28 protein-coding genes are annotated in these 26,579 nt (G+C 42.2%); 23 read left to right on the top strand and 5 right to left on the bottom strand.

What is annotated here, in order from left to right:
* Positions 1–38: 38 nt before the first annotated feature.
* From V7K27_RS02800 to V7K27_RS02745, 12 genes are all read left to right on the top strand, one after another.
* On the top strand, positions 39–383 hold the full coding sequence (locus tag V7K27_RS02800) for a hypothetical protein (protein ID WP_334944080.1): 345 nt from the start codon (positions 39–41) through the stop codon (positions 381–383).
* Between the two features lie 185 nt (positions 384–568).
* Positions 569–2,710 carry a pentapeptide repeat-containing protein gene (locus tag V7K27_RS02795; protein WP_334944078.1) on the top strand — a complete coding sequence of 714 codons (2,142 nt, stop codon included), beginning with the start codon at positions 569–571 and terminating at the stop codon, positions 2,708–2,710.
* A 380-nt stretch (positions 2,711–3,090) separates the two neighbouring features.
* Complete coding sequence (locus V7K27_RS02790; RefSeq protein WP_334944159.1) at positions 3,091–3,582, top strand: hypothetical protein; 492 nt, start codon at positions 3,091–3,093, stop codon at positions 3,580–3,582.
* Positions 3,583–3,726: 144 nt separating this feature from the next.
* Positions 3,727–3,933 carry a hypothetical protein gene (locus tag V7K27_RS02785; RefSeq protein ID WP_334944157.1) on the top strand — a complete coding sequence of 69 codons (207 nt, stop codon included), beginning with the start codon at positions 3,727–3,729 and terminating at the stop codon, positions 3,931–3,933.
* A 738-nt stretch (positions 3,934–4,671) separates the two neighbouring features.
* Complete coding sequence (locus V7K27_RS02780) at positions 4,672–5,928, top strand: GNAT family N-acetyltransferase (protein WP_334944076.1); 1,257 nt, start codon at positions 4,672–4,674, stop codon at positions 5,926–5,928.
* Position 5,929: 1 nt separating this feature from the next.
* Complete coding sequence (gene ruvX, locus V7K27_RS02775; protein ID WP_334944074.1) at positions 5,930–6,406, top strand: Holliday junction resolvase RuvX; 477 nt, start codon at positions 5,930–5,932, stop codon at positions 6,404–6,406.
* A 141-nt stretch (positions 6,407–6,547) separates the two neighbouring features.
* The gene (locus V7K27_RS02770; RefSeq protein WP_334944072.1) at positions 6,548–7,120 is read left to right on the top strand and encodes a DUF3727 domain-containing protein; all 573 of its coding nucleotides are present in this window, start codon (positions 6,548–6,550) and stop codon (positions 7,118–7,120) included.
* A gap of 359 nt (positions 7,121–7,479) precedes the next feature.
* Positions 7,480–8,106 (top strand): hypothetical protein, encoded by a 627-nt coding sequence (locus V7K27_RS02765; protein WP_334944071.1) that lies wholly within the window; start codon positions 7,480–7,482, stop codon positions 8,104–8,106.
* 53 nt (positions 8,107–8,159) lie between these two features.
* Positions 8,160–8,699 (top strand): YqeG family HAD IIIA-type phosphatase, encoded by a 540-nt coding sequence (locus tag V7K27_RS02760; protein ID WP_334944069.1) that lies wholly within the window; start codon positions 8,160–8,162, stop codon positions 8,697–8,699.
* Between the two features lie 255 nt (positions 8,700–8,954).
* A complete protein-coding gene (proB, locus tag V7K27_RS02755) occupies positions 8,955–10,064 on the top strand; it encodes a glutamate 5-kinase (RefSeq protein ID WP_334944067.1) in 1,110 nt (369 codons plus the stop codon).
* Between the two features lie 52 nt (positions 10,065–10,116).
* Positions 10,117–10,704 carry a Uma2 family endonuclease gene (locus V7K27_RS02750; RefSeq protein ID WP_334944065.1) on the top strand — a complete coding sequence of 196 codons (588 nt, stop codon included), beginning with the start codon at positions 10,117–10,119 and terminating at the stop codon, positions 10,702–10,704.
* 141 nt (positions 10,705–10,845) lie between these two features.
* Positions 10,846–11,031 carry a hypothetical protein gene (locus V7K27_RS02745; RefSeq protein WP_334944063.1) on the top strand — a complete coding sequence of 62 codons (186 nt, stop codon included), beginning with the start codon at positions 10,846–10,848 and terminating at the stop codon, positions 11,029–11,031.
* A 256-nt stretch (positions 11,032–11,287) separates the two neighbouring features.
* On the opposite strand, the gene V7K27_RS02740 is transcribed toward V7K27_RS02745, so the two are convergent.
* A complete protein-coding gene (locus tag V7K27_RS02740) occupies positions 11,288–11,950 on the bottom strand; it encodes an HAD family hydrolase (RefSeq protein WP_334944061.1) in 663 nt (220 codons plus the stop codon).
* Positions 11,943–12,926: an ROK family protein gene (locus V7K27_RS02735; RefSeq protein WP_334944059.1), complete on the bottom strand. Its 984-nt coding sequence runs from the start codon at positions 12,924–12,926 to the stop codon at positions 11,943–11,945. Before V7K27_RS02735 ends, V7K27_RS02740 begins: the two co-directional genes overlap by 8 nt.
* A 114-nt stretch (positions 12,927–13,040) precedes the next feature.
* Between V7K27_RS02735 and V7K27_RS02730 the strand changes: the two genes are divergently transcribed.
* The gene (locus tag V7K27_RS02730) at positions 13,041–13,262 is read left to right on the top strand and encodes a hypothetical protein (protein ID WP_334944057.1); all 222 of its coding nucleotides are present in this window, start codon (positions 13,041–13,043) and stop codon (positions 13,260–13,262) included.
* 19 nt (positions 13,263–13,281) lie between these two features.
* Here V7K27_RS02730 and V7K27_RS02725 read toward each other — a convergent pair whose 3' ends face one another.
* On the bottom strand, positions 13,282–14,070 hold the full coding sequence (locus V7K27_RS02725; RefSeq protein WP_334944155.1) for a Mut7-C RNAse domain-containing protein: 789 nt from the start codon (positions 14,068–14,070) through the stop codon (positions 13,282–13,284).
* A 449-nt stretch (positions 14,071–14,519) separates the two neighbouring features.
* Between V7K27_RS02725 and V7K27_RS02720 the strand changes: the two genes are divergently transcribed.
* Together V7K27_RS02720 and V7K27_RS02715 are read left to right on the top strand one after the other, a co-directional pair.
* The gene (locus V7K27_RS02720) at positions 14,520–14,669 is read left to right on the top strand and encodes a hypothetical protein (protein WP_334944055.1); all 150 of its coding nucleotides are present in this window, start codon (positions 14,520–14,522) and stop codon (positions 14,667–14,669) included.
* Positions 14,670–14,945: 276 nt separating this feature from the next.
* Complete coding sequence (locus V7K27_RS02715) at positions 14,946–15,923, top strand: sucrase ferredoxin (protein ID WP_334944053.1); 978 nt, start codon at positions 14,946–14,948, stop codon at positions 15,921–15,923.
* A gap of 183 nt (positions 15,924–16,106) precedes the next feature.
* Here the strand turns inward: V7K27_RS02715 and V7K27_RS02710 are convergent, their stop codons facing one another.
* Positions 16,107–17,696, bottom strand: a complete 1,590-nt coding sequence (locus V7K27_RS02710) for a helix-turn-helix domain-containing protein (protein ID WP_334944051.1) — start codon at positions 17,694–17,696, stop codon at positions 16,107–16,109.
* Between the two features lie 1,235 nt (positions 17,697–18,931).
* Here V7K27_RS02710 and fdxB point away from each other — a divergent pair.
* The 6 genes from fdxB to V7K27_RS02680 all read left to right on the top strand — a co-directional run bounded on the left by fdxB (position 18,932) and on the right by V7K27_RS02680 (position 24,641).
* Positions 18,932–19,225, top strand: coding sequence for a ferredoxin III, nif-specific (gene fdxB / locus V7K27_RS02705; protein ID WP_300423816.1), 294 nt, complete (start codon positions 18,932–18,934; stop codon positions 19,223–19,225).
* A gap of 725 nt (positions 19,226–19,950) precedes the next feature.
* A complete protein-coding gene (locus V7K27_RS02700) occupies positions 19,951–20,940 on the top strand; it encodes a cytochrome c oxidase subunit II (protein WP_334944049.1) in 990 nt (329 codons plus the stop codon).
* 245 nt (positions 20,941–21,185) lie between these two features.
* Positions 21,186–22,877 (top strand): cytochrome c oxidase subunit I, encoded by a 1,692-nt coding sequence (gene ctaD / locus V7K27_RS02695; protein WP_334944047.1) that lies wholly within the window; start codon positions 21,186–21,188, stop codon positions 22,875–22,877.
* Positions 22,878–23,386: 509 nt separating this feature from the next.
* A complete protein-coding gene (locus tag V7K27_RS02690; RefSeq protein WP_334944045.1) occupies positions 23,387–23,983 on the top strand; it encodes a cytochrome c oxidase subunit 3 in 597 nt (198 codons plus the stop codon).
* 57 nt (positions 23,984–24,040) lie between these two features.
* Positions 24,041–24,166 (top strand): hypothetical protein, encoded by a 126-nt coding sequence (locus V7K27_RS02685; protein WP_334944043.1) that lies wholly within the window; start codon positions 24,041–24,043, stop codon positions 24,164–24,166.
* Positions 24,156–24,641, top strand: a complete 486-nt coding sequence (locus tag V7K27_RS02680; protein WP_334944041.1) for a hypothetical protein — start codon at positions 24,156–24,158, stop codon at positions 24,639–24,641. Before V7K27_RS02685 ends, V7K27_RS02680 begins: the two co-directional genes overlap by 11 nt.
* Positions 24,642–24,658: 17 nt before the next feature.
* Here the strand turns inward: V7K27_RS02680 and V7K27_RS02675 are convergent, their stop codons facing one another.
* On the bottom strand, positions 24,659–24,871 hold the full coding sequence (locus tag V7K27_RS02675) for a hypothetical protein (protein WP_334944039.1): 213 nt from the start codon (positions 24,869–24,871) through the stop codon (positions 24,659–24,661).
* A gap of 174 nt (positions 24,872–25,045) precedes the next feature.
* Between V7K27_RS02675 and V7K27_RS02670 the strand changes: the two genes are divergently transcribed.
* Together V7K27_RS02670 and V7K27_RS02665 are read left to right on the top strand one after the other, a co-directional pair.
* Positions 25,046–25,657: a cupin gene (locus tag V7K27_RS02670; RefSeq protein WP_334944037.1), complete on the top strand. Its 612-nt coding sequence runs from the start codon at positions 25,046–25,048 to the stop codon at positions 25,655–25,657.
* Between the two features lie 224 nt (positions 25,658–25,881).
* On the top strand, positions 25,882–26,394 hold the full coding sequence (locus tag V7K27_RS02665; RefSeq protein ID WP_334944035.1) for an ArsC/Spx/MgsR family protein: 513 nt from the start codon (positions 25,882–25,884) through the stop codon (positions 26,392–26,394).
* Positions 26,395–26,579: the final 185 nt, after the last annotated feature.

Raw genomic sequence — 26,579 nt, 5'->3', positions numbered from 1 at the left:
TTGTTGAATAAGTGACTTAGCTGAGGTAAAAAAGATTGATGAATCCTCAACCAGAAGAAGACTTACAGCGTCGCCTCAATAAGCTAGAGGCAGAGATTAATAATTCCCCACCTGGGGTGGTTCCCCAACCACAAGAACAAAAACAAACGTCTCAGTCTGTTTTTGCCAACTTGAACTTGCAACTAGAGCGATTTCAGATTTGGTTCAACAGTTTATCTGGGGTAAAAAAGCTGGTAGTTTCGGGTGTGACGGTGCTAGTGGGCTTGGCGATGCTGCAAACAGTGTTTAAACTGGTTGCATCTGTAATTACTCTGGCACTTTTGGCAGTCTTAGTGTATGTTGGATACAAATTTTTTGTGTCTGGTAGCTTTCAACGTAAGTAATAAGTTGATATGCCTTTACTTTGCACTCTGCCCGGAGTTATGAGAGTCAGGAGCCAGAATACAAACGGCTCCTGACTTATGTCTCCTAAATTCTATTTCCAGATGCTTTTCTTTTTGCCGATTAGCTTAGTCTATTTTAATTGTGCCGATCGCGGCGTAGAAATAATATCGAAGGGAATTATACGATGACGACACCAATTGTCAGGAGAACTAGTAATCAATCTCGTCAGTCAAAAGAACCGGAAAGAGCCAAGTCGCTGTTGCTAGCAAGTAGGCGTTTTGCAGCTTGGGCGGCTGAAATCACACTAGTGGTTACTAGTGGGTTGATTCCCTTCGGCATTGGTGTCTATGCCAATTCTAGAAGCGATCTGAACCGAGTACCGCTTAACCCCGTGCTGATCGTAACGCAAAGAGCGATCGCCAGACCCCTGGCTCTGCCTGTGAGCTATGGCATCCCTAACGTCGCATGGCCGACTAATATTTTATGGACAATCGCCTTGTTAGCGCCTGTAACTCTCTCGTGGTGGCAATTGTATTTACTGGCTAAGACTGGTAGCACAATTCCTAAACGTTGGTTAAAACTGCGGGTTGTCAACGAGTCAGGGACACCGCCTGGTTTGGGAGCAGTTGTAATTAGAGAAGGAGTTGGGCGTTGGACTGTACCCATTTCCATCGCTTATCTGCTGTGGCGCTACAGCTTTGCTTTTCCGAATTTAGGATTATTCACATTTTTGTCTTTGTTAATGATTGTGGGTGAAGGGATCGGCTTACCATCGCGCCGGGGACGTCGCGCACTCCACGATCAACTTGCAGGCACTTATACAATAGATGGACTTTTAGCTAGTAACAAACAAGTTCAGTCTGCTGACGGTAACGATCAAGCAGAAGAATGGCAGGAAGGAAATGAAGAATTAGCCGCAGCCCAAACTAACCAGTCGCCTAATCTGTGGCGGCGGATACAGCAAAATCCTAATCTTATCTTGTTTGGGGTAGGGCTTACGAGTATGACTGCTGTGTTGGCAACTTTAATCGGCACTCAAGTTTATATCCAAATTCAACAATCTCAGCGAGCAACTAAGCAAATCAACAGCCAACAGTTTCTCGAACTCGTTAAACAATTGAGTCCTAACTCTGGGGCGACTAATAAGGAGCGTGAAACTGCAATTTTAGCTATGGGTGGTCTTGATGACCCACAATCGATTAAATTTCTGGCGGATCTCTTGGTTAGCGAAACCAACCCTAGCCTCTTGGATACGATTCAACAAGCTTTGACAACTGTCGGGCCGAAAGCCATCCCCGAATTAAAAAATAAGAATCAGTTTTTGGTGGGTGAACTGGAAACTGTGGGTAGCACTGCAACCCAAGAGCGGGAATTGCAGCAAGGGCGGCTACAAAGAAACCAGAGGACGATCAACAAGATTCTCTCCGTTTACAGTGGTAAAATCGAGGGCGTTGACCTGAGTCGCACCCAATTAGGGCAAAGCGGTACTCCAGGAAGTTCCTTTTTCAACTTGGTATTAGACAACGTTGATTTATCAGGAGTTAAGTTAAAATCAGCAAATCTGAACCAAGCCAGTTTGAAGGGTAGCCGCTTTCGGGGTGTGGGTGAAGATGGACGCTGGGATACTTATGACGATGCGATCGCTGATTTAAGCCAAGCTCAGTTACAGCAAGCCAATCTGACTGATGCTAACCTCAGTCGCGTCTTGATGAACCGTACCGATTTGAGCCGCGCCACTCTCAACGGAGCCAACTTATCCAACGCACGTCTATTTGAGGCTAAACTCAATAGCACCCAACTAGTAGGAGCCGATCTGCAAAACGCAGTTTTGGAAAGAGCCAGCTTAACTGGAGCAGATTTAGGCGGCGCCAACTTGAACGAAGCTAATCTGTACGCCGCGCGTTTAGGTCGCGTCAGTGCTATAGGAACGCAATTATCCTTTGCCAACTTAACTGATACTGATTGGCAAGGGGCAGATTTATCAGGAGCCTATTTGGATCGTGCTAATCTCAGTAATGCTAACCTGGGCGCCACTCGTCTAACTGGTGCTGTTTTGCGTTCTGCCCAGATGGAAAACGTGAATTTGCAAAATGCCGACCTGAGTCTTGCAGATTTACGAGGGGCAAATGTCGCCGGAGCCGATTTTAAGGGGGTAATTCTCGCCCCTACCAAACAAGATCCAGCAGATCAATTTGTCCAAACCCCAGATTTAGGCTCAGTATCTGCCGTAGTCCAAGGGGTTGATTTTTCTCAAGCCAAAAATTTAGATTCCAAGCAATTAGCATACATTTGTACTCAAGGAGGGATTCATCCCCGTTGCCCGTAGAATTAGATGGGAGATGAGGGAGATGAGGGAGATGAGGGAGATGAGGGAGATGAGGGAGATGAGGGAGTAAGAATTTTAGATTTTAGATTTTGCGAACGCGAAGAGCGTGTCGGAGACATAAAGTTGCGTGCGGGGGTGGAGGAGTTTGAGCAAACTTTTCAAGACAGATTTTAGATTAAAGAATTGAAATTTAATCCAAAATCGTCAATCCCTTCTCCCAAGGGGAGACGCGCAAGGGACGGCTTGGTGCAGTCACTCATGGGGGAAACCCCCTGTTCCCGCGCTGCTTCACCAAAATCCAAAATTGAATTGCCCTGTTTGGCCAATAACAAATGACAAATGACAAATGACAAATGACAAATTGGTGTGAGGAGTCGGTTATGAAGTATATTCAATATTTGGTTTCAGTTTTGGGGGCTGGTTTGGTCTTGAGTCTGGCTAGTACGAAACCAGCACAAGCTCAAGTAGCTTATGGCAGTTATATCGGTATAGGCCCCGCTATTGGTATTACCGATGGTATCCAACTCGGAGGGGTGATAGCGGGACGCTACAAGCTTTTGGAAGCACCAATTTCACTCCGCGCTCAAGTGTTAATTGGTAATAATACGGCAGTTGTGCCAACGGTTTCCTACGATTTCCCCCTCAACTGGCAAGCTGATGCCTACCTGGGTGCTGGGTTGGTGTTGGCTGGTGGTGGTGGATCTTCTCCTGTGGGTGACAAAATTAGTTTTGCTTTACAACCGGGCATTGATTATATGATCCCAAATAGCAATACTGTGCTTTTTGGCAACGCGATCATCGCTTTTGATGCCTACCGTGATAGCAGTGGTACAGCTATCTCCGTACAAGGTGGTATTGGTTTGAGATTTTAATGGGCAGATGAAAACCCGACAGCGATCGCTATCCCTAAGAAGCGTTAAACTTCATTGCAAATTCAGAAGTTAGTCCAAACAACGTGATAATTTTTGGTCATGAAGAGAAACAGCACAGGATTAACACAGGAGAACACAGTGGCAATGGAATCAAATTTATTAACGGATGCGGGCGCAGATGAAGTGAATCAAGATTTCAGTGAATATGTCGCCAACTTGCAACTTCACATGACTCTGCAAGCTCGCAATCTTGTTCCACCCCTGAAACAAACACTGGTAGATAGTCGCCAGCAATTACTCCATCAAACCCAAGCCCACTTTGAAAAGCTCGTTTCTCGACAAGGGCTATAAATATATACAAATTTTAATCAAAATTCCCATAAAATAAAGGCAGATGTTGTTGGATCAATGCCAATGGTGTTCTCACAAGGTCTGCTTTTTCGGCTTTTTTAAGTATTAAGTTACTCAAATCACCCTTTTGAGGCAATAGTAGAGAGGTACACTAAATCACCAAATACTTTACTAAAATTATCCATTGTTAAGCTGTTGCGTATTTAATTTGTATATTGGACGCGCTCATGTTGCCCGCACTACAATATTTTTGGGTTTTCGTGTTATGCAATTTAGCTGCACATCAACTTATCTGTTATGGGGATTCTTTTGAAGTCAACACCAGTCGCTACAAGTCGGCAGAGCCAGACACAAGACAAGACTTGTCCTGAGCGCACTCGAAGCAGCGACGGGAAAACGGTCTTCGTACTGGCTCCCTAACGCGCTGGCTCAAAATAGTGATATGATATTTTTCAACTTTAAAACTAATATATCTGCTACCCATCAAAAGCGAAAACCAAGCCAAGTGATATCCGCAGTATATTAGTAATCAAGTTTAATATTGGTACAAGTAAGGTTGGCTTGACCTGAATTTACGCCTGTGGACTGTTGTAGCCGACTACCTTGGTAGAAGCAGGAATAAGACCCAGTAGCGCTGCCTAGATAATTCTAGTTTACTACAATCAAGTTTCTAAGAGCAGCAGAAACTAGTTAAGATTATTGCAGCAGTCCCTTTGAAGATCAGTTAGTTAAGGCTAAATGGCGGCTCGAATTAAAATGACTTCATTACTTCCCCGAAACCTCAGCGTTGTTATCCGACCACTCCAATACCGGGATTTGGATGGGATTGAGCGCATAACTCAAGAGTCATTCGCAGCCCTCACTCCCAAGGGAGCAGGTTTTGCCATCAGCCAGATGCTCATGCTGCGTCGCTGGTATGGATTACTCAAATTTTTGAGTTGGTTTCCTAACCCGCTACAATATCGCCTCTGTGCCTACGTTGCAGAGCAAGGGCGGATGCTTCTAGGAATGATTCAAGTGTCACCGTTTAACCGGACACGCAGTACTTGGCGGATTGATCAAGTGCTGTTAGAGCGTGGTGTCGATAAACAAGGAATTGGCTCGCAACTTTTGCGTCATTGCTTTGAATCGATTTTGGAAGCTCGCACTTGGCTACTGGAAGTTAACATCAACGACATTGAGGCGCTGGCACTATATCGACAAAATGGATTCCAGCGTCTGGCAGAAATGACGTACTGGGAAATTGGGCCAGAATTACTGGCTGAATTGGCACAAGCAGAGCCAGATTTGCCCAACCTCTTGCCAGTGAGTAATGCTGATGCCCAGTTACTATATCAGCTTGATACGGCATCGATGCCACCTTTGGTACGTCAGGTTTTTGACCGCAATACCCGCGACTTTAAAACCAGTTTGTTCGGCGCTTTAACTGATGCAGTGACGCAATGGCTGACGAAAACAGAAGTAGTCAGTGGTTACGTATTTGAACCCCAACGCAAAGCTGCGATCGGCTATTTTCAGGTGCAACTTGACCGGAATGGTGAAGTTCCTCACGCTGCAACGCTGACGGTTCATCCTGCTTACACTTGGCTGTATCCAGAATTATTATCTCAACTGGCTCGCATTGCCCAAGATTTTCCCCAGCAAGGTTTGCAACTAGCTTCCTCAGACTATCAGGCAGAGCGAGAAGAGTATTTGGAGCGAATTGGAGCAAAACGCATAGAACATACATTAGTTATGTCTCGCTCTGTGTGGCACAAGCTACGGGAGTCTAAATTCGTCTCCTTAGAAGGGATTCAGTGGACTGATATGCTACAAGGTTTACAACCGTCACGTAAACCTATACCAGGTGGGATGTCATGGATACAACCACCAAAGTTGCCATCGTCAGATAAACCGTTGCAAAGCTTGTCAGAACCGATTAACTTTTCGGTAAAAAACCCTAACATAGAACCATCGCCGATTCCTGAATCAGCAGATGCACAGCAGGAGAATTAGTGTGATATCCCAAGAGCAAGCAAAACCGTTTATTTCAGCGTTGGGACTAGATTTTGGTCGCAAGCGGATTGGTATTGCCGGGTGCGATCGCACGGGTTTAATTGCCACGGGAATCACTACAATTGAGCGCAGATCTTTTGAGCAGGATGTCGAGCAAATCCGACAAATAGTTAATGAACGCGAGGTGCAAATTCTAGTTATGGGCTTACCTTATTCAATGGATGGCTCACTAGGATTTCAGGCGCGTCAAGTTCAGAAATTTACTACCAGACTTGCTAGAGCGCTGAAACTGCCTGTGGAATATATGGATGAGCGATTAACTTCATTTCAAGCAGAGCAAATGCTGATAGCTGAGAACCGCTCCCCGTCACGCCATAAAGGTTTGATTGACCGCAAAGCAGCCGCTTTGATTTTGCAACAATGGCTGGATGTTAAGCGTGCCAACTGCCGCAGTTCAGTGGCGGTTATTCAGTATTGATAGCTTTTAACATGATATTCTGAAAACGATTACCCAGCAGTTGTATCTACGTGTAAAGCTATTTGGTTGACGTAATATGTGATTAAATAGTTAAGCGATTTTTCAAGTTGCTGGTATTTATTAAAATTCTACATTTCGGCTATGTTTTCCTCTCCATTTCCTGAAGAAAATGATAACGCTCATGCGGGTTCCATCACTTTAACCGATGACAAAGGGCGATCGCTCGAATGTTACATAGAGCATTCCCTGGAGGTAGATGGGCAAGAATACGTTTTACTTCTTCCTGTAGACTCACCTGTAGAAATTTTTTCTTGGGAAGGTGAGGGTGAGGAAGAAGAGGCGGTTCTGGTAGAAGACGACAGCACCATTGAGCAAATTTTTGGCACTGCCCAAGCTGTACTATCTGAGCAGAACCTGATATTGAAGAACACAGCCTATGCTCTGACTGTTGCAGGTGATTTACCGCCAGTTGAAGAATCAGAGCTTTTCACCTTAGAAATTGAAGACGAAGAGGCAGATTTAGAGCCTGAGCAATTACAGCTACTCGCTAGCTTTTATGATGAAGATCAGGAGTATGCAATTTATACACCCCTCGATCCCCTGTTATTTTTTGCACGGATAGCGAAAACAGGTCAACCTGAATTACTCTCGCCAGAGGAGTTTCGCAAAGTGCAACCTCTGTTAGAGGAACATCTGTTTAATGAAGTCGAATAAGATTAAAAATTCAAAATGTAATATTTTCATTTTGAATTTTTTAATTGGGAATTTTTCATTGTAATCAAAATTTACTTAAATCTTTTGCCATGTCCCTTTTAATGTGGAAGCAATGAAACATTGACACTAAATTGGGACTATTAGTATTGTTTAAAATCCTGAAAAAAGCATTTTGGGACTTCCAAGAAATAAATTATCCAAAGAAACGAACCACAGAGGCGCAGAGAACACAGAGAGGAGAGAAATAGAGAGGGTTTTCGCGTCAGTTTTGGGATATTTTTTTATTTGGAAGTCCCTTTAGTTGCTAGAGATTTTCAATTCCATTATCCAAAATCCAAAATTGGTATGAGGTGCTGAAAATGGCTTATAGTGACTTTACATTAGGTAAATTTAAAAAGTCATTCAGCATCCGCATTGATGAAGAAGCTGATTTATTTGCCAAGATAGAACCTTTACAGCCAAGCGATAAACTCAAAAATTCTTTAGAAGAAACTACAGAACTAGCTTTAGCAATTAATACTGAAAAAGCTCGTTCCGAAATGATTATTACTCCGATATTGTTGGAGGTAAGACGCAGGGCTAATTATCCAATTAGTTTGTTTTCGGGAACAGATTTTAATGTAGATGCAGAAAAAGGTCTGAATGGCTATTGTGACTTTATCATCAGTCGTTCTAAAGAGCAACTAACGATTAATGTACCAGTGGTGGTTATTATTGAAGCAAAAAATGAAAATATTAAAGGTGGATTAGGTCAATGTGCGGCGGCAATGTTGGCAGCACAATTGTTTAATCAACAAGAAGGAAATGAAATTAGGATAATTTACGGCGCGGTAACAACGGGGGATATTTGGAAGTTTTTGAAGTTAGAAGAAAACGATATATTTATTGATTTGAGTAATTATTACATTAAAGAGATAGATAAGATTTTAGGGATTTTATCTCAAAATGTTCAGGGAGATATTCCAGGATCGAGTTCGACTAACTAAACTATATTGGGTTATGCTCATTTGTCTGAGCTATTTAAATTTGACTGTTGACTATGACCTGGAACAATCTTTTACAGCCTGACTTGATTTTAGAGGGTTCAGTGTTAAACCTAACACCAGATATTATCCAAAAATACGGGCTGAAGGGGCTGGTATTGGATGTAGATGAAACTTTAGTACCCTTTAGAGTCGGGATAGCTTCCCCAGAACTACGAGATTGGGTAGAGCAAATTCGCCCCTGTACTGCATTGTGCTTGGTGAGTAACAACCTGAGTGAAGCGCGAATTGGTGGAATTGCCCGATCGCTTAATCTACCTTACTACTTAGGTGCAGCCAAACCCTCTCGACGCAAAATTAGGGCAGCACTTAGGGGAATGGATCTACCAGTGCATCAAGTGGGGATGGTAGGCGATCGCTTATTTACCGATGTTTTAGCAGGGAATCGCCTGGGAATGTTTACCATTTTAGTCGAACCGATTATTCATGCCGACGCAGCCCTCCGTTCTCATCCCATCCGCAACTTTGAAGTCTGGATATCAGAAATTCTGGGAGCCTCTATTACCCCCAAGAAAACTAAGATTCACAAAAGTTAAGAAATCGTCAGGAAAGTAAATCTAAAGAAATGATTAAGGAATCTTATTGTCATCCAAAAATCGGGGATCATAAGTATTAATAACATGGGGTCAGCCAAAAAAGACCCTAAAGCATACTAAGTAAATATACTCCCGTAAAGCGTCAGCCTTCACTATAGAAGGATTGGCGCTTTACAATTTCTTTAGTGCTTTGTCATTTGTCATTTGTTAATAGCCGAAAATGACTAATGACCAATGACCAATGACTAATGACCAATGACTAAAACAATTGTTGTCAAAATCGGCACTTCTAGCCTAACTCAACCAGAAACGGGACAATTAGCACTTTCTACGATCGCTACCTTGGCGGAAACACTGTGCCATTTAAGACGCCAAGGACATCGGGTGATTTTGGTTTCCTCTGGCGCTGTGGGGGTAGGTTGTGCGCGGTTGGGCTTAACTGAACGTCCCAAAGCGATCGCACTAAAACAGGCTGTAGCAGCAGTTGGACAAGGCAGGTTAATTCGTATATATGATGATTTATTTACTACTCTGCAACAGGCGATCGCCCAAGTATTACTGACTCGTAGTGATTTGGTACAGCGCAGCCGCTATCTCAATGTCTACAACACTTTTCAGGAACTACTCAGACTGGGAGTGATCCCCATAGTAAATGAAAATGATACCGTAGCAATAGACGAACTAAAATTTGGCGACAATGACACCCTTTCGGCATTGGTTGCCAGTTTAGTAGAAGCAGATTGGCTATTTTTGCTCACTGATGTCGATCGGTTATACTCAGCTGATCCGCGTTCCGTACCAGATGCGCGACCGATCGCTTTAGTTAGTAGCATTAAGGAATTAGCAGAATTACAAATACAAACAGGTTCCCAAGGTTCTCAGTGGGGTACTGGCGGTATGGTGACAAAAATTTCAGCTGCGAGGATTGCGATCGCGGCTGGAGTGCGGACTGTAATTACCCAAGGGCGATTTCCCCGGAATATCGAAAAAATTATCCAAGGTGAACTTATTGGGACGCATTTTGAACCGCAACCTGAACCAACTTCGGCGCGTAAACGTTGGATAGCTTACGGACTTGTACCTGCGGGTAAATTGTATTTAGATGAAGGTGCGATCGCGGCAATTTCTCTGGCGGGAAAATCGTTATTAGCTGCTGGAATTAAGGTAGTAGAAGGAGAGTTTGACACACAAGACGCCGTGCAATTATGTGACACCAACGGTAACGAAATTGCTAGAGGACTTGTAAATTACAACAGTAATGAACTGCAAAAGATTCGCGGGTGTCATTCGCGGGAAATTTCGACAATTTTAGGTTATGCCGGTGTGGAAACCGTGATTCACCGGGATAATTTGGTTTTGACTTAAGATGGAAATGAGATAAATTTCGTGACTACTAACCGTGAGAGCGAAAAATATTATGACTCAAACATTAGAAAATGCTGTTAGTTTACCAGAAGAACAACGCTTCTTCAAGCGTGGATTAAGTTGGGAACAGTTCAAAGCGATTCAAGCTAGCTTTGAAAATGTGCCAGGGGTGCGGTTGTTTTATTGTGAGGGAATTTTAGAAATTGTGACTATTGGTAAGCCTCATGAAGTGATTAAGTGTTTAATCGCTGGACTATTGATTACTTATTTTGAAGTCAAAGGCATTGAATTTTTCCCCAGTGGCAGTTTTAGCCAGATTATTCCCAAGATAGTAGAATATCAAGCAGATTTATCTTATTGCTTTGGAACCGACAAACCTGTAGCAGACCTCTGTATTGAAGTAGTGATTACTAGCGGTAGTCCCATCAAATTACAGAAGTACAAATTAATGCAAGTGCCGGAAGTTTGGTTTTGGGAAGATGGCACATTTGAGGTTTACTGCTTACGAGAAGAAGAATATGAAAAAGTTGTTAAAAGTGAGTTGCTACCAGAATTAGATTTATCCTTACTCAATCGTTGTCTTTTGTTATCCTCTCCTTTGGAAGCGATTAGAGAATTTCGTCAAAATATTCAACAATGATATAGCAATCCTAAATCATTCGTGAAAAATTAGATCCCCGACTTCTCGAAGAAGTCGGGGATCTGGACATCGCGCATTTTCACAACTCAAATAGGATTGCTATAGTAGGTTAAAGAAAACAATAATCAAATCTGTCCAAAGATGACTAACCAAAAGCTGACGTTAGAAATTCCAGAATCTCTGTTTGAGCAATTGCATCATTTTGCTGAGTTAACTGGTCAATCTATAGAATCCTTAGCATTGCAAAGCATTACGAGCAACTTACCTTGCTTAAGTGAAAAAGGGGAGCATCCCAAATGTGCAAGTTTATTTTTATACGGTATTTGAACTCATGCGGAGAATAAAATAACGAACCGCAAAGGACGCAAAGAACGCAAAGGTAAGAGGTTTGTACAGGGTTTTTGTACCAGTCCTGTGTCTTTTGGCAAAATTGGGATGCTCCCGTGAAAAAGTACATGACCCCGATGAACTACTATCACGATTAACACCCGATAATTTACATGATGAAATTGACAGTGGAAAGCCTGTAGGTCATGAAATATTCTGATTCTGAATTATACATCCTCTGATTCATGCAATAAGTCTAATGGTGTGACAATAAAGAAGGCAGTTGGTACATGGAGTAAAACACACGCGCTCCACATGCCTCAAATAGAGTAGCCTCACTTGGCTCGGTGTAACCTAAAACTCTCATACCAGCGGCAACACCTGCACGTACACCCAAAACGCTATCTTCTACAACCGTACAGGATGCAGCTTGAACTTCCATCTTTTTAGCCGCGTATAAGAATAAGTCAGGTGCTGGCTTCCAACTTCCAATTTCATATGAGCTAAAGATACGTCCTTCAAATCGAGGCAGTAGGTTAGTTACACGCAAAGCTAACTTAATTTTTTCAGGTGGGCCACTGGAAGCAACGCAAATAGGTAGATTAATCTTGTCTAAAGCTGCTTCTATTCCTTCTACAGGACGTAGTTCACGCTTGAATGCTTCAGCAGTACGCAAACGAAGCTGAGTTACAAAATCTTGCGGCATCTTTTTCCCAAGTCTTTGCTCAATGACAGCAACACAATCAGCCATTTTGCAACCCTTAAATAACAAAATGGCTTCTTCAAGTTTCATTGCAAGTCCAAACTCAGCGACAAATTCCACAAGAACGCGATTACCTAATACCTCGCTGTCTACTAATACTCCATCACAATCAAAAATAACTAATTCTGTTTGCATTTCGCTCCAGGCATCACTCATTTACAAATTCGGGATTTGTGATCAAAGCGATCGCCACACCGCCCCACAATGGCGCATCATCCCCCAACACCGCCGGCACAATTTCAAAATCAACTTCCGGCAAAGCCGTCTCCCGCGCCACCCGTTGCACCATCTGCCAAAAATCCGCCCCCGCCTTCGTCACACCGCCTCCCAACACAAAGCGCTGCGGATTCATCAAATTCGCCACATTGCCAATACTTACACCCAGCGCCCAAGCAGCCTTATGCAAAACTTCCTTAGCCAAATCATCACCAGCCGCCGCCGCCTCACTTACCAACTGCCCCGTCAGTAACTCTAAATTATCCCCCACCAAACCCCTCAAAACCTCTCCATCTCTGAGTCCTCCGCGCCTCTGCGGTTCGTTTTCCAAAATTTCCCTAGCATTTTGCGCCATATAAGGCCCCGAAGCCAAACGTTCCACACATCCCCGCTTACCACATAAACATACTGGCCCAGCAGGATCTACAACTATATGTCCAATTTCGCCAGCCATCCCACCAGCACCCCGCCAAGGCTGCCCGTTGAGTATCCAACCACCACCCACGCCAGTGCTAACAGTTATGTAAAACAGGCTATCGTATCCCTGACCGGCACCAAAACGATGTTCACCCAAAGCAGCAACATTAGCATCATTATCTACACCAACAGGAACGCCAAACTCCTTCTCCAACAACTCTTTGAGAGGAATATTTTCCCATCCGGCGACATGATGAGATAATCGCACCGTCCCTGTCGAAGCGTCAACTGGGCCACCAAAGCTGACACCGATCGCAGCAGGTTTTGCGTCTTCTAACAGCGAGTAAATGAGCGATCGCATAATTTCCAAGTCAGTACTAGCATCTGCACCTACTGGCGAGAGACGACGTTCATAACGCAACCACTTTCTAGAACCGATATTTACCAATCCTGCCGCCAGTTTAGTTCCACCAAAATCGAGAGCTAAAATTAATGTCATAGTTGTTTATACCTCTTTTGAATTATTAGAATACGTGGTTTCTTTCTCAAGAAAGATGTTTGCAAGCAAAATAAATTTAACACTATAGAAAACGCCATAATAATTTAGTAACTTATGACTCCCGATCAACCCAATCCACTCATCGATTTCTCTCACGCCAAAGAAGCTCCTCGCTCTCTTGATATCGATAAAGCTCAAGAGGCAGATCCTATTGAACCAGACGAAGTTAGTGGACAGAGTAAGCAAAACCCCACTCCTGATGATTTGAATCGGGAAGATGAAGATCCTAGAATCGGGGGTACTCAAATAATTAGTGCCAATATTTCAGGTGGTTAAATAATTGGCATGACTTAAGTTACTCACCTCTTTGTGAGTTAAGTACCCCATCAATAAACTGTTGTAATCGTTCATAATGGGAACCTTTCCAATAAATGCGATGCCTACGGCGGTAAACTACGCAGTCTTGGCAACGGCGGAATTCATCAATCTGCGTAGCTTGCCGCCGTAGGCATCGCACATTTTCTGGCACTTGGTCAATGATAAATTGCTTATCTACAGGCTCTAATAACCCATTACAGCGCAAACACCGTTTAAATGGTGAGATTAATTTAAACAAGTCAAAGCGTTGCAGTACTTCTAGGATTTGTTGTTGAGGGTTAGTGTTTCTAACATAATACCCGTGCTTTACCAAACTACGCATCAATAGACCTTTATCACGAGTCAAGAGAATCCGCGCTTGGCTGTAGGATATTTGGGCTAATTTCTCATCCTCGTAGTCATTGCGGTATAAAGTATCAAAACCTAAAAGTCGTAGAGATGTCGCTAGCTTGCCCAAATGAATATCTAAAACAAAGCCGATAATACTAAGCGGTTCTGGCAGAACAGAAACGCTTGGTATAATAACACTCCTAGCTGAAATTGGATAAACATTGATAGTATCTCCATCCGAAACAATGTAAGAAAAATTTACATATTCACCATTAACATTTATAAAATCAACTTCTGGATGAGGGACACCCAACGACTCAATCATGTCCTTTATTGAGGCTTTCTCCTCAAAAAAATGAGAGATTCTCATCTGCTTGTGATGTTGTGGTAAAAAATGATTCAATTCTGCATGAAAGTAGAAATATGCGATCGCCATAGCTACAGATATTTGGATTAGTAAGTGCGCCCTTACTAGCAACAATTTGTTACAATTACAAAAGTTTATCTATTAGATTGAAAGTATCAATGCTTGTTCTAGTCAGCTATTTCCATTATAAAATGCCCGTTAACCTTGATTTAACCAACTTCCTGGAGGCGACAAATTGTAAAAACTTATAAAGATTATCAAATACTTGCATTTATTATTGACTTCAGTTACAGTCAAAGCAGATGCCTATCATCAAACCCTGACAAGAGCTTCAGGAAGTTAGATTAGGTAAAAAGCTAAATACCAGTTTTGTTAATGTTGATGTCAGTGACGCTGCTAATAATTAGTCACTAGTTTTGATCATTAACTTATCCCGCATGGAGTAAAGGGCAGTAAAGCATTTACCCCTGATTTAATTATTTTTATTTTTTCTCATCTAATTGAGAATTATTTGCAATATGTATAAATCTATAGATACATTAAAAGCAGATAGTGTGGAAAAAGTCTTAAAACAGTATTGGCTTGCCAAAGCACCAACTGTTTATCAAGTAATATATTTGACTTTGCCAAAAAAACCAACTTCAGAAAAACCGAGTTTCAGCAAGTGAAAATTTATGAAATACCAGATAACTATAAAACTAGATACAAAATTAACGCCGCTATTACGGAAAAATATCTCTTGACACTGTTTATCTCTATTGTGGAGAATTTATTAACGGGGAAGAGGTTGATTAGAAATGATGTTATAAAATTGCTACCTAGTTTGAACTGGCAAATACATATTGTTCTTTTTTATCTCCTTGAGTTAAGGATATTGTAGCTAAGAACACAATTGTATTTTCTAATACCTTTTGTCCATAAAATACGCTAATGAGTATAGTTAGATGAATACTGTTTTTTGTTCTGACAATTCACGGCTAGCAGGAGAAGATATTATTGGTAATGCCACTAATTACCAAACCTATATTTTAGTTGAGTGTCCTTTACCTTGGACATCAGAAGCCTTTAATTCCAAGTGGGTGCCCCATAATTTGAGGATTTTGGTAGAAGAAGTGAAGCGTGCTAAACTACCAATTAGATTCCTCTTAATTGCTAATGATATATCACACAAAGTAAACTACACTACACTTTTGATTTATCAAAGAAAAGAGGGGCTGAGTAATGGTTTCTGCAAGCAAGAGTTTAAGCTAACAAATATTGAGCAAGTAGCAGCAGTTGTCCAAAAATGGTTATGGGGTATCAATTCTAATTCTGAGTTAGAAACAAGTACAACTAGAGATATTTTAGTGTGTACCCACGGTAGCCATGATAAATGCTGTGCCAGATATGGCGCTCCCTTTTACTTCAAGTTAACAGCGACTATTGCTGATTTGTGCTTGGAGAACGTGCGAATTTGGAAATCATCGCACTTTGGTGGACATCGGTTTGCACCAACAGTTATAGATTTGCCAGAAGGAAGATATTACGGTGTTCTCGATCAAGATTCATTCCGATCGATTTTGACGCGGACTGGAGATATTCAATGCTTAAATAAAGTCTATCGAGGCTGGGGAATTCTGCCTGCTGCACTTCAGATTTTGGAAAGAGAACTAATCCTCCAGAACGGATGGGATTGGTTTAACTACAAAGTTGCAGGCAAAATTTTGGAGCAAAGTTTAGACAATAATACTATTCTCGCTGAACTAAGTTTTGAAAAGCCTTCTGGTTCTCTCTACACTTACCAGGCTAAACTTGTGAAAGATGAAACTAAGACTCAACAACTGAAGAGTTCATGTAATGCTACACAAGAGTTGGTAGTTAGTAAATATGCTGTAGGTAGTCTCTGGCTTACCTCTAATAAAGTGATGAGTTATAGTACATAAAAGTAGAGAGTTTTTAAACGCAGAGGGACGCAGAGATTTTGTTACTAATTAGTACAATGTTTTACTAGATACAGCTTTTAATTAATTCGTAGTGAACTAAATTTGGCAAGACTCTGCGCCCCTCTGCGCTTCCCTTTGCGCCCCTTTGCGTTTAAGTTCCAAATTCCAAATCCAAAATTAAGATTAAGCCATATTTAAGACTTTCCGTAATAGTACTTGGTCTTCTAACTTAGCTTTTAAACGACCATTTTCGATATCTCGAATCCAGCTTTGACTTTTACCTGTAAGCTTTGCTAACTCCCTTTGGGAGAGATTCAAATTTTTTCGCGCCTGCAAAATCTGTTCACCCAGCAAATCGTTTGTAGCTTTGGGCTTCCTTTTGGCTTTAGCAGTTCGTCGTTGCTTTTTTTCTGATTCTGAAATTTGCTGTTCCCATTCTGGTGGGAGTTCAAAAGCCAAAATTCGCGCATTCATTAGCAGATTCCACTTACCACGGGGGCCTGTGTCTGTGAGGCGAGTTTCGGCACCACCGTCATTAGTCCAAAATTCTAATGCTTCATCTGGATCTTCGGGAAGATCAACTAATTTTGCCCACAAAGGTTGAATTTCTGGTGGGTAGGTAACTGGATCGAAAAGTGGTTTCATTCCATAGTGATTGAGAATTTCTAAATCGCTTTCAAAAGTTCGCAGCAGACGTTTGCGTTCTTCCCGTTGTCTGGATGCGAGGGCGACTTTTTCTTCACCGTAAGCAATACGCAGCAAGGTAGGAATGGTAATGCGTTGTTCTTTGCCCATTTTGGTTTTAAACAGCAACCACAGCATTAGTCGGACTGCGCCTTCATGTTGCTGCCAAATGCTCATGACTGTGGTTAGCAGCGTTTTGGGAAGACTGCCGTATTGATAGAATGCGGTTCGCTCTTTACATGCTTGTTTGTTTAAGAAATATTTTGCCCAAATACCTACTTTTACTTTAAAAGTTAGCCCAATCAGATATTTGCATCCGAGATTGTCTTCTTGAAAGTGGTGCTGAATGTCTACTAAGTGCCATAAGCGGCTTCCTGTAACAGAGAATCCGTTAATTCGACCTTGTTGAGGCCAGTCAATGGAGATAATCAGTGAGCAAGCTTGCTGAACGATATTTTTCATTAAAGCTAGCTTGGCAGCTTTGCTCAAATCTTTGCGTTTCTCCATCCCCAAATATTTCTCGATTTGTCGTTCATCGATCGCAAATTCTTGCTCCCAAGGTTGATCTAAGGCTGTGGCATAAGCTGCAAAAATTAGATGTATGCAAGCGGCTCTGATGTCAAGCCCCTCAATTGCTGCTATATCTGTGGCCTTGTCGTTAACTTTGAATGGATCTTGGATGTGAAAAGCGATCGCACCTCGGCCTTGGTTGACTTGTCGGCTGTAACTTATGTAGCCATCTTCATCGGTTTCCCAATGTAAAGATGTGCGTTGCGCCAATACATTACAAGCTTCCCAAATTGCGATCGCTGAAGCAAATGGGTTATTCTTGCCATTAGAAAACAAGTCTAAGCTGGTAGCATCTCTCGGCTCAACTTTGCATCTCCCCTTTTTCGCCTGCGAGGGAATGGGGGAATTAGTTGGACAAGCTATTACACATTGCGGTTCTGAATAATAGCCCTCACAATTATTACAAAGACCAGGATCAACCCAGTATTCATTGTCCTCTATTTTGATTGCACCCGTAGGACATTGGGGGCGGCAGTTGTCACATCCAACGCAACTGTTGTTAGGAATTGTATAAGGCATTTGGCTCTTTTCCCACTCTAATCGTTGAGATGTCTGTTTCAGGTCTCCCCTGGATGAGTCCTGTTTATCGAACAGAATTCAGGAGTCAGGAGTCAGAATTCAGAATGAATTCTGACCTAAAAAGCGGATGAATAACCTCTTTTTAGACCCCCACCAAATCTAGGATTTGGTGGTGCAACAATTCAGTCGGGGATTCAGACCCGCGACTGATTGATTCTGACCGGAGCTTTCGGAAGTCTCCGGCTCCGCTCCTGAATTCTGACTTCTGAATTCTTCTTCAATCATGACTCGCTACAACATTATCTTTCTGGCGAGAATTATCTTTTCTCACCACACTCAATCCCCACATCCATATTTTGACTTCGCATCCAATTGGAAGATATTTAAGGCTTTAAAACTGAGCCTAAGAAAACTTCTTATTAACTATACATTTCATGAAAAAAATGATTAATTTGTTCGTACTGAGCTTAGAAAAAAATCTTAACATTTATTTTATTAGGTACTTAATGAACATTTAAGCTTTGACCATAAAACCTTACTCAAGGTGTTTATAAGGAAAAATTAAGCTTATTGCAATTGGACTTCCTCGGATTTATTAATAATTTTAATATTTAATGTAGGGTAATATTCTGCCATCAAGTTTACAGTTCCTTCATAAATTAATTCTGTTTATTGAGATGAAATCATAATATTCCTTTTGTCACCATTTATCTAAATAATTTGATCAAAAAAAATTAAAATTGTTGCTTGATAAAATACATATTGCATATATCAAACTGTAACTAATGAACATATAATTTTGTATATAGGTATACTGTTTATCTAGATTTATTTGCTTAAACCTAAATATATTTGAAAAAGAATATCATCACTGTTATAGATATAGTTGCATTTGCTGGAAATAATAAAACTGCATCTACACGAGGCTTTACCTCAATTTTTCCTTATGCTGTAGGTGGGAATGGCTGATTAGGGGCTGCTGCCTTCAGTCAGAAATTGAGTCAGAGACTCAATGAATGCGTTCCCATGCAGAGCATAGGAACGAGGATAATTAAATATTTATAATAATTACTGTCAATAACTTCTTGAAATAAAAATAATTTTGTATTGTGTTCAAAGTCATCGAAATTTGATGAGATAAAAGTAATTTTTGAATACAACAAAAGAAAAGGTTAGGATAATATGATGATTAATGCACAAACAGATTGACAGGCAAAATTGCCGAGGATTTATTCATGGCACAACTAACAGGTTTGACATTTGGCGGTAAGACTTGGACACCAAAATTTGCTCAGGAAATTGACAAGGACAAATGTATCGGCTGTGGCAGATGCGTTAAAGTATGCGGGTACAATGTGCTAGGTTTGAAGGCGCTGAATGAAGAAGGTGAATTTGTAGAAGATGAAGATGATGAAGAAATTGAACGGAAAGTAATGGCAGTTACTTCTCCAGATAACTGTATTGGTTGTGAAGCGTGTTCACGGATTTGTCCGAAGAACTGCTACACCCATGTTGCATTAAACAATTAAGGTTTTTGGAAGTAGTTAAAATTGTTGTTCATTCAAGGAAGCACTGTTTGTAGAAAGCGCAAATGCGCTAGGCAAGGTAACTTGAGGGGAATATTAAATATTTACCGGAACTAAGAAAAAGTTCACAGTAAACAAATCCGTAAATCGCTAAATGTTAGCTATTAACAAATTTAAACTTGCTGCTAATATAGCCTAATCAATATTAGGTCTAACAACAGTGCTATTTCATTCTCATCTAGCCCGCCTCAGAATGAATTCTGAGTCTAATAGCGAAAGTTGTCTAAAGACGACTGAGAAAAGATTATAGTCCGTTAAAACGGACTTTAGCTATTAGCCCGGAACTAAAGTTCCGGGCGGTTTATGTCTAGAACTAAATAGCTCTGAGTCTAACAGTGTCCCTTGGAACAACTAGCTTTTGTGAAAGCAGGGGGCTAACTTTGTCATAGGAGTTGAAATATAATTTGTAATTTTCTGGGGGAAAGATATGGAAAAAATCTGGAAGTTTCCCCCATTTTTTATGGCTGCACGTTAGAAAGTTAATAAGTGAAAAGGGAATGGGGAGTGGGGAGTGGGGAATGAGGGAGATGAGGGAGATGAGGGAGATGAGGGAGATGGGGGAGAAATAACCAATGCCCAATACTTCGACAACGCTCAGTACAAGTGCTCAATTCCCAATTGCTAGAAAATCACACGTTTAAAGACGGTTTACAAAGCAGGTAGCATGTATGCAACAAGTTCCTGTTTCACTATGGACTCTGGTTGCTGGAATAGTAGTTACAGCAATCAGCATTTGGATTGGTCAGAATCATACTCTAATGCCGGTGCAGGCATCGTTACAAGCGCCTTTGGTAGACGGTTTTTTCAACGTCATGTTTACCATTGCGATCGCACTCTTCTTAGTGGTAGAAGGAACAATTGTAGTTTTTTTGATTCAGTTTCGTCGCCGTCCGGGTGACGATACCGATGGCGTGCGAGTGGAAGGTAACGTTCCTTTAGAAGTCTTTTGGACAGCAATCCCAACAGTGATTGTCCTCCTCTTGGGCATCTACAGTGTAGATGTTTTTAACCGAATGGGAGGCTTTGAGCCTGCGGGTCATCCTCATTCAGCAGCTCATGTTGCTCAGATGCCGGGAACTGCTCTTGCAGCGACATTAAGCGATACTTCCCAAGCAACAACTGCTCCAACAATTGCCCCGACAATTGGGATTGGTGCGTCTCCTCAAACTCTAAACAAACCAGCCGACTTAGTTGTTGATGTTAAAGGCATACAGTACGCCTGGATATTTAACTATCCTGATAGTGGCATTACCTCTGGAGAATTGCACATACCCGTCGGTGCTGATGTGCAACTCAACCTTTCAGCACAAGATGTAATTCATTCATTCTGGGTGCCAAATTTCCGCCTGAAACAAGATGCACTTCCCGGTATTCCCACTGAATTACGATTTGTCGCCACCAAACCAGGTACATATCCCGTAGTTTGTGCTGAGTTATGCGGTGGTTATCACGGTTCAATGCGGACACAGGTAATTGTCCACACACCAGAAGAATATAATAGCTGGCGGACAGAAAACCAGATTGCTCAACAGCAAAACCTCAATCAAGTCGTTGCAATTAATTCAGCCGACTTATCAACATCAGAGTTTCTCGCGCCCCACATCCATGATATGGGAATTAGTGCAGCAACTCTAGAGTCAATGGTCATTAGTCATTAGTCATTAGTCATTGGTCATTGGTCATTGGTAATATTATGTCCGCTCAATTAACCATTAGGAACCCCACCCCCAACCCCTCCCCGCAAGCGGGGAGGGGAGTAAAAGCGCAACTTTGGCGGGGAGGGGAGCAAAAGCGCAACTTTGGTGGGGTGCTTTTACTATGGGCGACATTAGATAACTGACAAATGACAAAGGACAAAAGACAAAGGACAAATGACAAATGACAAACGACAAAGGACAAAAATATGACGCAGGTAGAATTTCCCCGGAATACTCCACCAGAAGAAAATAAACCGAAAACTCTGGTGGTTGGCCACACCTCCCATCCCCCGGCGTGGAAATGGCAGGATTATTTTACATTTAATGTTGACCACAAGGTTATTGGTATTCAATACCTGGTCACGGCGTTTGTGTTCTATCTGATTGGTGGACTGATGGCGATCGCTATCCGTGCCGAATTAGCAACACCAGATGCAGACTTACTCGACCCCAATCTGTATAACGCTTTCATGACTAACCACGGGACGATTATGATCTTCCTGTGGATTGTCCCTAGCGCCATTGGGGGATTTGGTAACTATTTGGTGCCGTTGATGGTTGGTGCAAGGGATATGGCGTTTCCAAAGCTGAACGCGATCGCCTTTTGGTTAAATCCACCAGCAGGTGCGCTCATATTAGGTAGTTTCATCTTTGGCGGTTCGCAATCTGGTTGGACAGCTTACCCACCATTGAGCTTGGTGACAGCACCAATCGCTCAAACTATGTGGATACTGGCGATCGTCTTGGTAGGAACTTCTTCAATTTTGGGTTCGCTGAACTTTGTAATCACCATTTTGATGATGAAAGTTCCTAGCATGAAATGGGATCAAGTACCCCTGTTTTGCTGGGCAATCTTGGCAACCTCTCTGCTGGCGCTTCTCTCCACACCTGTATTAGCAGCAGGTTTAATACTGCTATTGTTTGACCTCAACTTTGGCACCTCCTTCTTTAAACCAGATGCAGGCGGTAACGTTGTAATTTATCAACACTTATTCTGGTTTTATTCTCACCCGGCAGTATATTTAATGATTCTGCCCATCTTCGGCATCATGTCGGAGGTAATTCCAGTTCACTCCCGCAAGCCAATCTTTGGTTATAAAGCGATCGCTTATTCTAGTGTAGCAATCTGCGTTGTCGGTTTGTTCGTCTGGGTACACCACATGTTTACTAGTGGTACACCCGGTTGGATGCGGATGTTTTTCACTATCTCCACTCTCATCGTTGCAGTTCCCACTGGCGTAAAGATTTTTGCCTGGGTTGCGACCCTCTGGGGTGGTAAAATCCGCTTCACCACTGCGATGCTTTTCGCCATTGGCTTGTTGTCGATGTTTGTCATGGGCGGCTTAAGCGGTGTGACGATGGGAACAGCCCCCTTTGATGTTCACGTCCACGACACATATTATGTTGTCGGACATTTCCACTATGTTCTGTTTGGCGGTTCTGTGTTTGGCATCTACGCCGGTATTTATCACTGGTTCCCCAAAATGACCGGACGAATGCTGAATGAAACCTGGGGACGCATTCACTTTGCCCTTACCTTCATCGGCACAAATTTGACCTTTTTACCGATGCACGAGTTGGGTTTAAAAGGAATGCCGCGACGAGTGGCAATGTATGACCCCCAATTTATCGACCTTAATCAGCTTTGTACCTTTGGTTCATTTGTTTTGGGGATATCGGTAATTCCCTTTGCCATCAACATGATCTACAGTTGGCTGAAGGGACCCTTGGCAGGTGATAATCCTTGGCAAGCTTTGACTTTAGAATGGACAACTAGCTCACCACCCGCAATTGAAAACTGGGAAGTGTTGCCGGTTGTCACTCATGGGCCTTATGACTACGGTCATAGTCATAGTACAGAAGTACAGCCATCTGCAACACCGGAAGCTAGTATTTAGTACAGCTTTGCGTAAAAGCGTAGCGTTTTTAATAGACCTCTTGCATAAATCAAAAATAAGAAAGAACCCCACCCCGCCAAAGCTACGCTTTGTCTCCCCTCCCCGCAAACGGGGAGGGGTTGGGGGTGGGGTGTTAGGGACTTTTGCAAGAGGTCTAATGCAAGCCGATGCATTAACAATGCAAGCCGATGCATTAACAATGCAAGTCAACGCATTAACAATGTAACCCGATGCATTAACAATGTAACCCGACGCATTAACAATGCAAGCCAAAGCATTAACAATGTAACCCGACGCATTAACAATGTAAGCCGATGCATTAGCATTGTTGGGTATTACCAAATTTAATTCGCTACGAATTAATGAAATGCTGTACTTAGTTAAGAAATAACTCTTGTGGGCTTGGGCATCCTGCCTTAATCTAGGACAAGTGAGACACCCATCCCACAAGCAAATCAGGACTGTGAAGAATTGAATTGCCCGACGCTTCACCTTTGAGGGTAAACAATATGACCATAGCTACGACAAGCGAAGATCACAGTGTAGGACACGAAGAACATCCAGATTTAAGAGTTTGGGGACTGTTGACGTTTCTCGCTTCTGAATCCTTGATGTTTGGGGGATTTTTTGCCACTTATCTATTTTTCCGAGGTACTACAGCAGTTTGGCCTCCAGAAGGAAGTGAAGTAGAACTACTTGTACCGACGATTAACACCATTATTTTGGTATCTAGTAGTTTCGTCATTCACTTCGGTGATACAGCGATTAAAAAGAATAACGTCAAGGGAATGCAACTATGGTATGCAATTACTGCAATCATGGGGGCAATTTTCTTAGGTGGTCAGGTTTATGAGTACTCAACTTTAGGATACGGACTGACTACCAACGTCTTCGCCAACTGCTTTTATATCATGACAGGGTTCCACGGTTTACACGTTTTTGTGGGACTGTTATTGATATTACGTGCATTGTGGCGATCGCGTCTTCCCGGTGAATATTCTGCAACCAATCATACTTTCATCGAAATGGCAGAAATTTACTGGCACTTCGTAGACATTATTTGGATTGTTTTATTCACTTTGGTGTACGTTCTCACTTTGTTTTAAATTGGGTATTGGGCATAGGGCATGGGGCATTGGGCATAGGGCATTAGGCATTGGGCATTGGGGATTAATTCTTCCCCCTCATCCCCCTCATTTCCCTTATCCCCCTCATCCCCCTACTCCCCACTCCCCACTCTCCACTCCCCACTCCCCACTCCCCACTCCCCAATAAATTATGCAAGCTAATACAAATAAATTCTCATGGTTTCAGGTTCCAGAAGATATCAAAAACCTATTAATTTTAGCTGCACAAAGCTGGGAGAACACATCAGAATCGGAAAAGTATATTCAACAAGCTTTAGCACAGACTGGTGAAAATACAGATGTCTTAGTAGCAGCATATAGATTTTTCTATTATAAAAATAATTATTCTCTTGCACTACAAACAACAGTCAAATTATTAGATAAAATTAAAGAAGTAGAAAAATTGCCTGATGACTGGGAGCAACTTAAGCCTATATTAGTCAATCGCAAAGAAGACCCACAAATTCGATTGTACTTAAATGCTTATGCTGCTTCTGGATTAGTACTAGCAAAGTTGGGAGCGATCGAGGAAGCAAAAGAAATCAGCACCAGAGTCAAACAGATAGACGAAAAGAATGATTTTGGTGCCGGGATTCTGCTGGATATTTTGACACGTCCAGTAGAAGAAGATGATTAATTAGTCAACGTGCTTCTCTAGAAACAAAGTGGGGAGTGGGGAGTGGGGAGTAGGGAATGGGGAGTAGGGGATGAGGGGGATGAGGGGGATGAGGGGGATGAGGGGGATGAGGGAGAAGAATTAATGCCCAATGCCCCATGCCCAATGCCCAATGCCCAATGCCCAATTCCCAATGCCCCATTCCCAATTCCCAATGCCCAATGCCTAATGCCCTTTTGGTGAACAATCATGAACAATTGGTTATCTACTACATCATATTCCTCTTACTCCCTATTGGGAGCGGCTACTGATAGTAACTCTATCTTCCCTGCTATCATCATACCTACTAAAGCTCCTGTAGGCAGTCTTCCTAATGTCTCTCCGATCATTGTCATCCAATCTTCTGGGCTATCAATTTAAAAGTTATGAAAGGTAGAGATTGGCTGCTAACAGGGGATGGTCAGTATCAAGCCTGTAAATCTGTGAGAGCATGGGATTTGTTGAGAGAGAATTATCGTCTTTATCGGTTTTTAACTGAGGTGGAAGATGTTCTCAATGGTGTTGACGATGAAGCCAGTCGTCTGCCAGAAATTCGGATGCTCGTAAGGCGCTTGATAGTAAATTCCTACTGGGTGCGAAGTCAATATTTAGAGCCTTCACCCAAAACGGGAACCTCTGTTTTACTCCTATATGATGAATTGGGTTTTCCGTTGACTGTGCAAACAGTAACATTTGCACCAGGAACCCGATCAAACATTCATAATCATGGAACGTGGGGAATAGTGGCGGTGTTAAAAGGTCAGGAAAAAAATACTTTTTGGCGACGCACTAATAACCCAGATTTTCAGGACAAAATTGAAGCAACGGGAGAGGTAGCTCTATTTCCAGGAGACATTATTAGCTTTACTCCCGATGCAATTCACTGTGTAGAAGCAGTGGGTGATGAACCAACTGTGACTTTTAATATCTACGGCGAAACTGATCCAAATGAGAGATTTGAGTTTGACTCAGTTACTCATCAGGCTAGGAATTTTTAATTAGGAATCGTCAGGATTAATTTCATCGGCTGGGAGCATCTCAATGAGTGTAAAAAACCTTGTAAAACCTCACCCCAACCCTCTCCTTATCAAGGAGAGGGAGCAAGAGTCTTGTTTCTCATCTGGTATATTTGCTTTCACTGAGATGCTCCCCATCGGCTCGTAGTTGGCGCTTTAATGCTAAAGCGCAACTACAAACAATTGAGTAATTAGGAGATAGTTAAATGGCAAGAGTAATTTTCTATAGCAAACCAGGCTGTCAAGGTGGTACTAAGCAAAAAGTTTTGCTCACAGCTGCTGGTCATGAGGTGATAGCATACAACCTGCTAACAGAACCTTGGACAGTTGAGCGGTTGCGTTCATTTTTTGGCGATCGCCCCGTAGCCGAATGGTTTAATCGTTCCTCTCCAAAGGTAAAATCTGGTGAGGTGGTTCCTGAAAAAATTGATGCAGAAACCGCTTTGGGGCTGATGTTGAGAGAGCCTCTGTTAATTCGCCGTCCTTTGTTAGAAATAGGCGACCGCCGCGAGGTAGGATTCGATGTAGAAAAGATTGATGCTTGGATTGGTTTAAAGCCTGTAGATGAGTCCTTGCGAGAAATCAGCGAAAATCTGATGAAGCAAGATTTACAAAACTGCTCCCACAGTCACGGTCATAAACACCACAATCAGCAACGTGGCTCTAATCACGGTGACGGTTCTCAACAACACCAAAAGCAAGGTCAATGTAACCATTAGTACACGACTTAGCGACTGACAAATAAAAAAATACTCAACTACTTCTTGTGGGGTGGGCATCTTGCCCGCCCCACAACATTGGCTAATTTATGTATCAAAATAAAACCTCGGAGGGAATTAGTATTCGTAAAAATATGTATACTTTTGTGTTATATATTAGACATCTAAACTTGCATGGGCATATT

Origin of the sequence: Nostoc sp., assembly GCF_036919575.1 — a bacterium.
GTDB lineage: Bacteria > Cyanobacteriota > Cyanobacteriia > Cyanobacteriales > Nostocaceae > Nostoc.
Note: the sequence above shows the minus strand (reverse complement) of the source record. Positions and strands in the feature narration are given on the sequence as shown.

What these genes read in the sequence shown, in the direction of transcription:
- V7K27_RS02800 (WP_334944080.1), top strand. Translation starts at nt 39, where the DNA reads ATGAATCCTCAACCAGAAGAAGACTTACAGCGTCGCCTCAATAAGCTA.
- V7K27_RS02795 (WP_334944078.1), top strand. Translation starts at nt 569, where the DNA reads ATGACGACACCAATTGTCAGGAGAACTAGTAATCAATCTCGTCAGTCA.
- V7K27_RS02790 (WP_334944159.1), top strand. Translation starts at nt 3,091, where the DNA reads ATGAAGTATATTCAATATTTGGTTTCAGTTTTGGGGGCTGGTTTGGTC.
- V7K27_RS02785 (WP_334944157.1), top strand. Translation starts at nt 3,727, where the DNA reads ATGGAATCAAATTTATTAACGGATGCGGGCGCAGATGAAGTGAATCAA.
- V7K27_RS02780 (WP_334944076.1), top strand. Translation starts at nt 4,672, where the DNA reads ATGGCGGCTCGAATTAAAATGACTTCATTACTTCCCCGAAACCTCAGC.
- V7K27_RS02770 (WP_334944072.1), top strand. Translation starts at nt 6,548, where the DNA reads ATGTTTTCCTCTCCATTTCCTGAAGAAAATGATAACGCTCATGCGGGT.
- V7K27_RS02765 (WP_334944071.1), top strand. Translation starts at nt 7,480, where the DNA reads ATGGCTTATAGTGACTTTACATTAGGTAAATTTAAAAAGTCATTCAGC.
- V7K27_RS02760 (WP_334944069.1), top strand. Translation starts at nt 8,160, where the DNA reads ATGACCTGGAACAATCTTTTACAGCCTGACTTGATTTTAGAGGGTTCA.
- proB (WP_334944067.1), top strand. Translation starts at nt 8,955, where the DNA reads ATGACTAAAACAATTGTTGTCAAAATCGGCACTTCTAGCCTAACTCAA.
- V7K27_RS02750 (WP_334944065.1), top strand. Translation starts at nt 10,117, where the DNA reads ATGACTCAAACATTAGAAAATGCTGTTAGTTTACCAGAAGAACAACGC.
- V7K27_RS02745 (WP_334944063.1), top strand. Translation starts at nt 10,846, where the DNA reads ATGACTAACCAAAAGCTGACGTTAGAAATTCCAGAATCTCTGTTTGAG.
- V7K27_RS02740 (WP_334944061.1), bottom strand. Translation starts at nt 11,950, where the DNA reads ATGAGTGATGCCTGGAGCGAAATGCAAACAGAATTAGTTATTTTTGAT.
- V7K27_RS02735 (WP_334944059.1), bottom strand. Translation starts at nt 12,926, where the DNA reads ATGACATTAATTTTAGCTCTCGATTTTGGTGGAACTAAACTGGCGGCA.
- V7K27_RS02730 (WP_334944057.1), top strand. Translation starts at nt 13,041, where the DNA reads ATGACTCCCGATCAACCCAATCCACTCATCGATTTCTCTCACGCCAAA.
- V7K27_RS02725 (WP_334944155.1), bottom strand. Translation starts at nt 14,070, where the DNA reads ATGGCGATCGCATATTTCTACTTTCATGCAGAATTGAATCATTTTTTA.
- V7K27_RS02720 (WP_334944055.1), top strand. Translation starts at nt 14,520, where the DNA reads ATGTATAAATCTATAGATACATTAAAAGCAGATAGTGTGGAAAAAGTC.
- V7K27_RS02715 (WP_334944053.1), top strand. Translation starts at nt 14,946, where the DNA reads ATGAATACTGTTTTTTGTTCTGACAATTCACGGCTAGCAGGAGAAGAT.
- V7K27_RS02710 (WP_334944051.1), bottom strand. Translation starts at nt 17,696, where the DNA reads ATGCCTTATACAATTCCTAACAACAGTTGCGTTGGATGTGACAACTGC.
- fdxB (WP_300423816.1), top strand. Translation starts at nt 18,932, where the DNA reads ATGGCACAACTAACAGGTTTGACATTTGGCGGTAAGACTTGGACACCA.
- V7K27_RS02700 (WP_334944049.1), top strand. Translation starts at nt 19,951, where the DNA reads ATGCAACAAGTTCCTGTTTCACTATGGACTCTGGTTGCTGGAATAGTA.
- ctaD (WP_334944047.1), top strand. Translation starts at nt 21,186, where the DNA reads ATGACGCAGGTAGAATTTCCCCGGAATACTCCACCAGAAGAAAATAAA.
- V7K27_RS02690 (WP_334944045.1), top strand. Translation starts at nt 23,387, where the DNA reads ATGACCATAGCTACGACAAGCGAAGATCACAGTGTAGGACACGAAGAA.
- V7K27_RS02680 (WP_334944041.1), top strand. Translation starts at nt 24,156, where the DNA reads ATGCAAGCTAATACAAATAAATTCTCATGGTTTCAGGTTCCAGAAGAT.
- V7K27_RS02675 (WP_334944039.1), bottom strand. Translation starts at nt 24,871, where the DNA reads ATGATTGTTCACCAAAAGGGCATTAGGCATTGGGCATTGGGAATTGGG.
- V7K27_RS02670 (WP_334944037.1), top strand. Translation starts at nt 25,046, where the DNA reads ATGAAAGGTAGAGATTGGCTGCTAACAGGGGATGGTCAGTATCAAGCC.
- V7K27_RS02665 (WP_334944035.1), top strand. Translation starts at nt 25,882, where the DNA reads ATGGCAAGAGTAATTTTCTATAGCAAACCAGGCTGTCAAGGTGGTACT.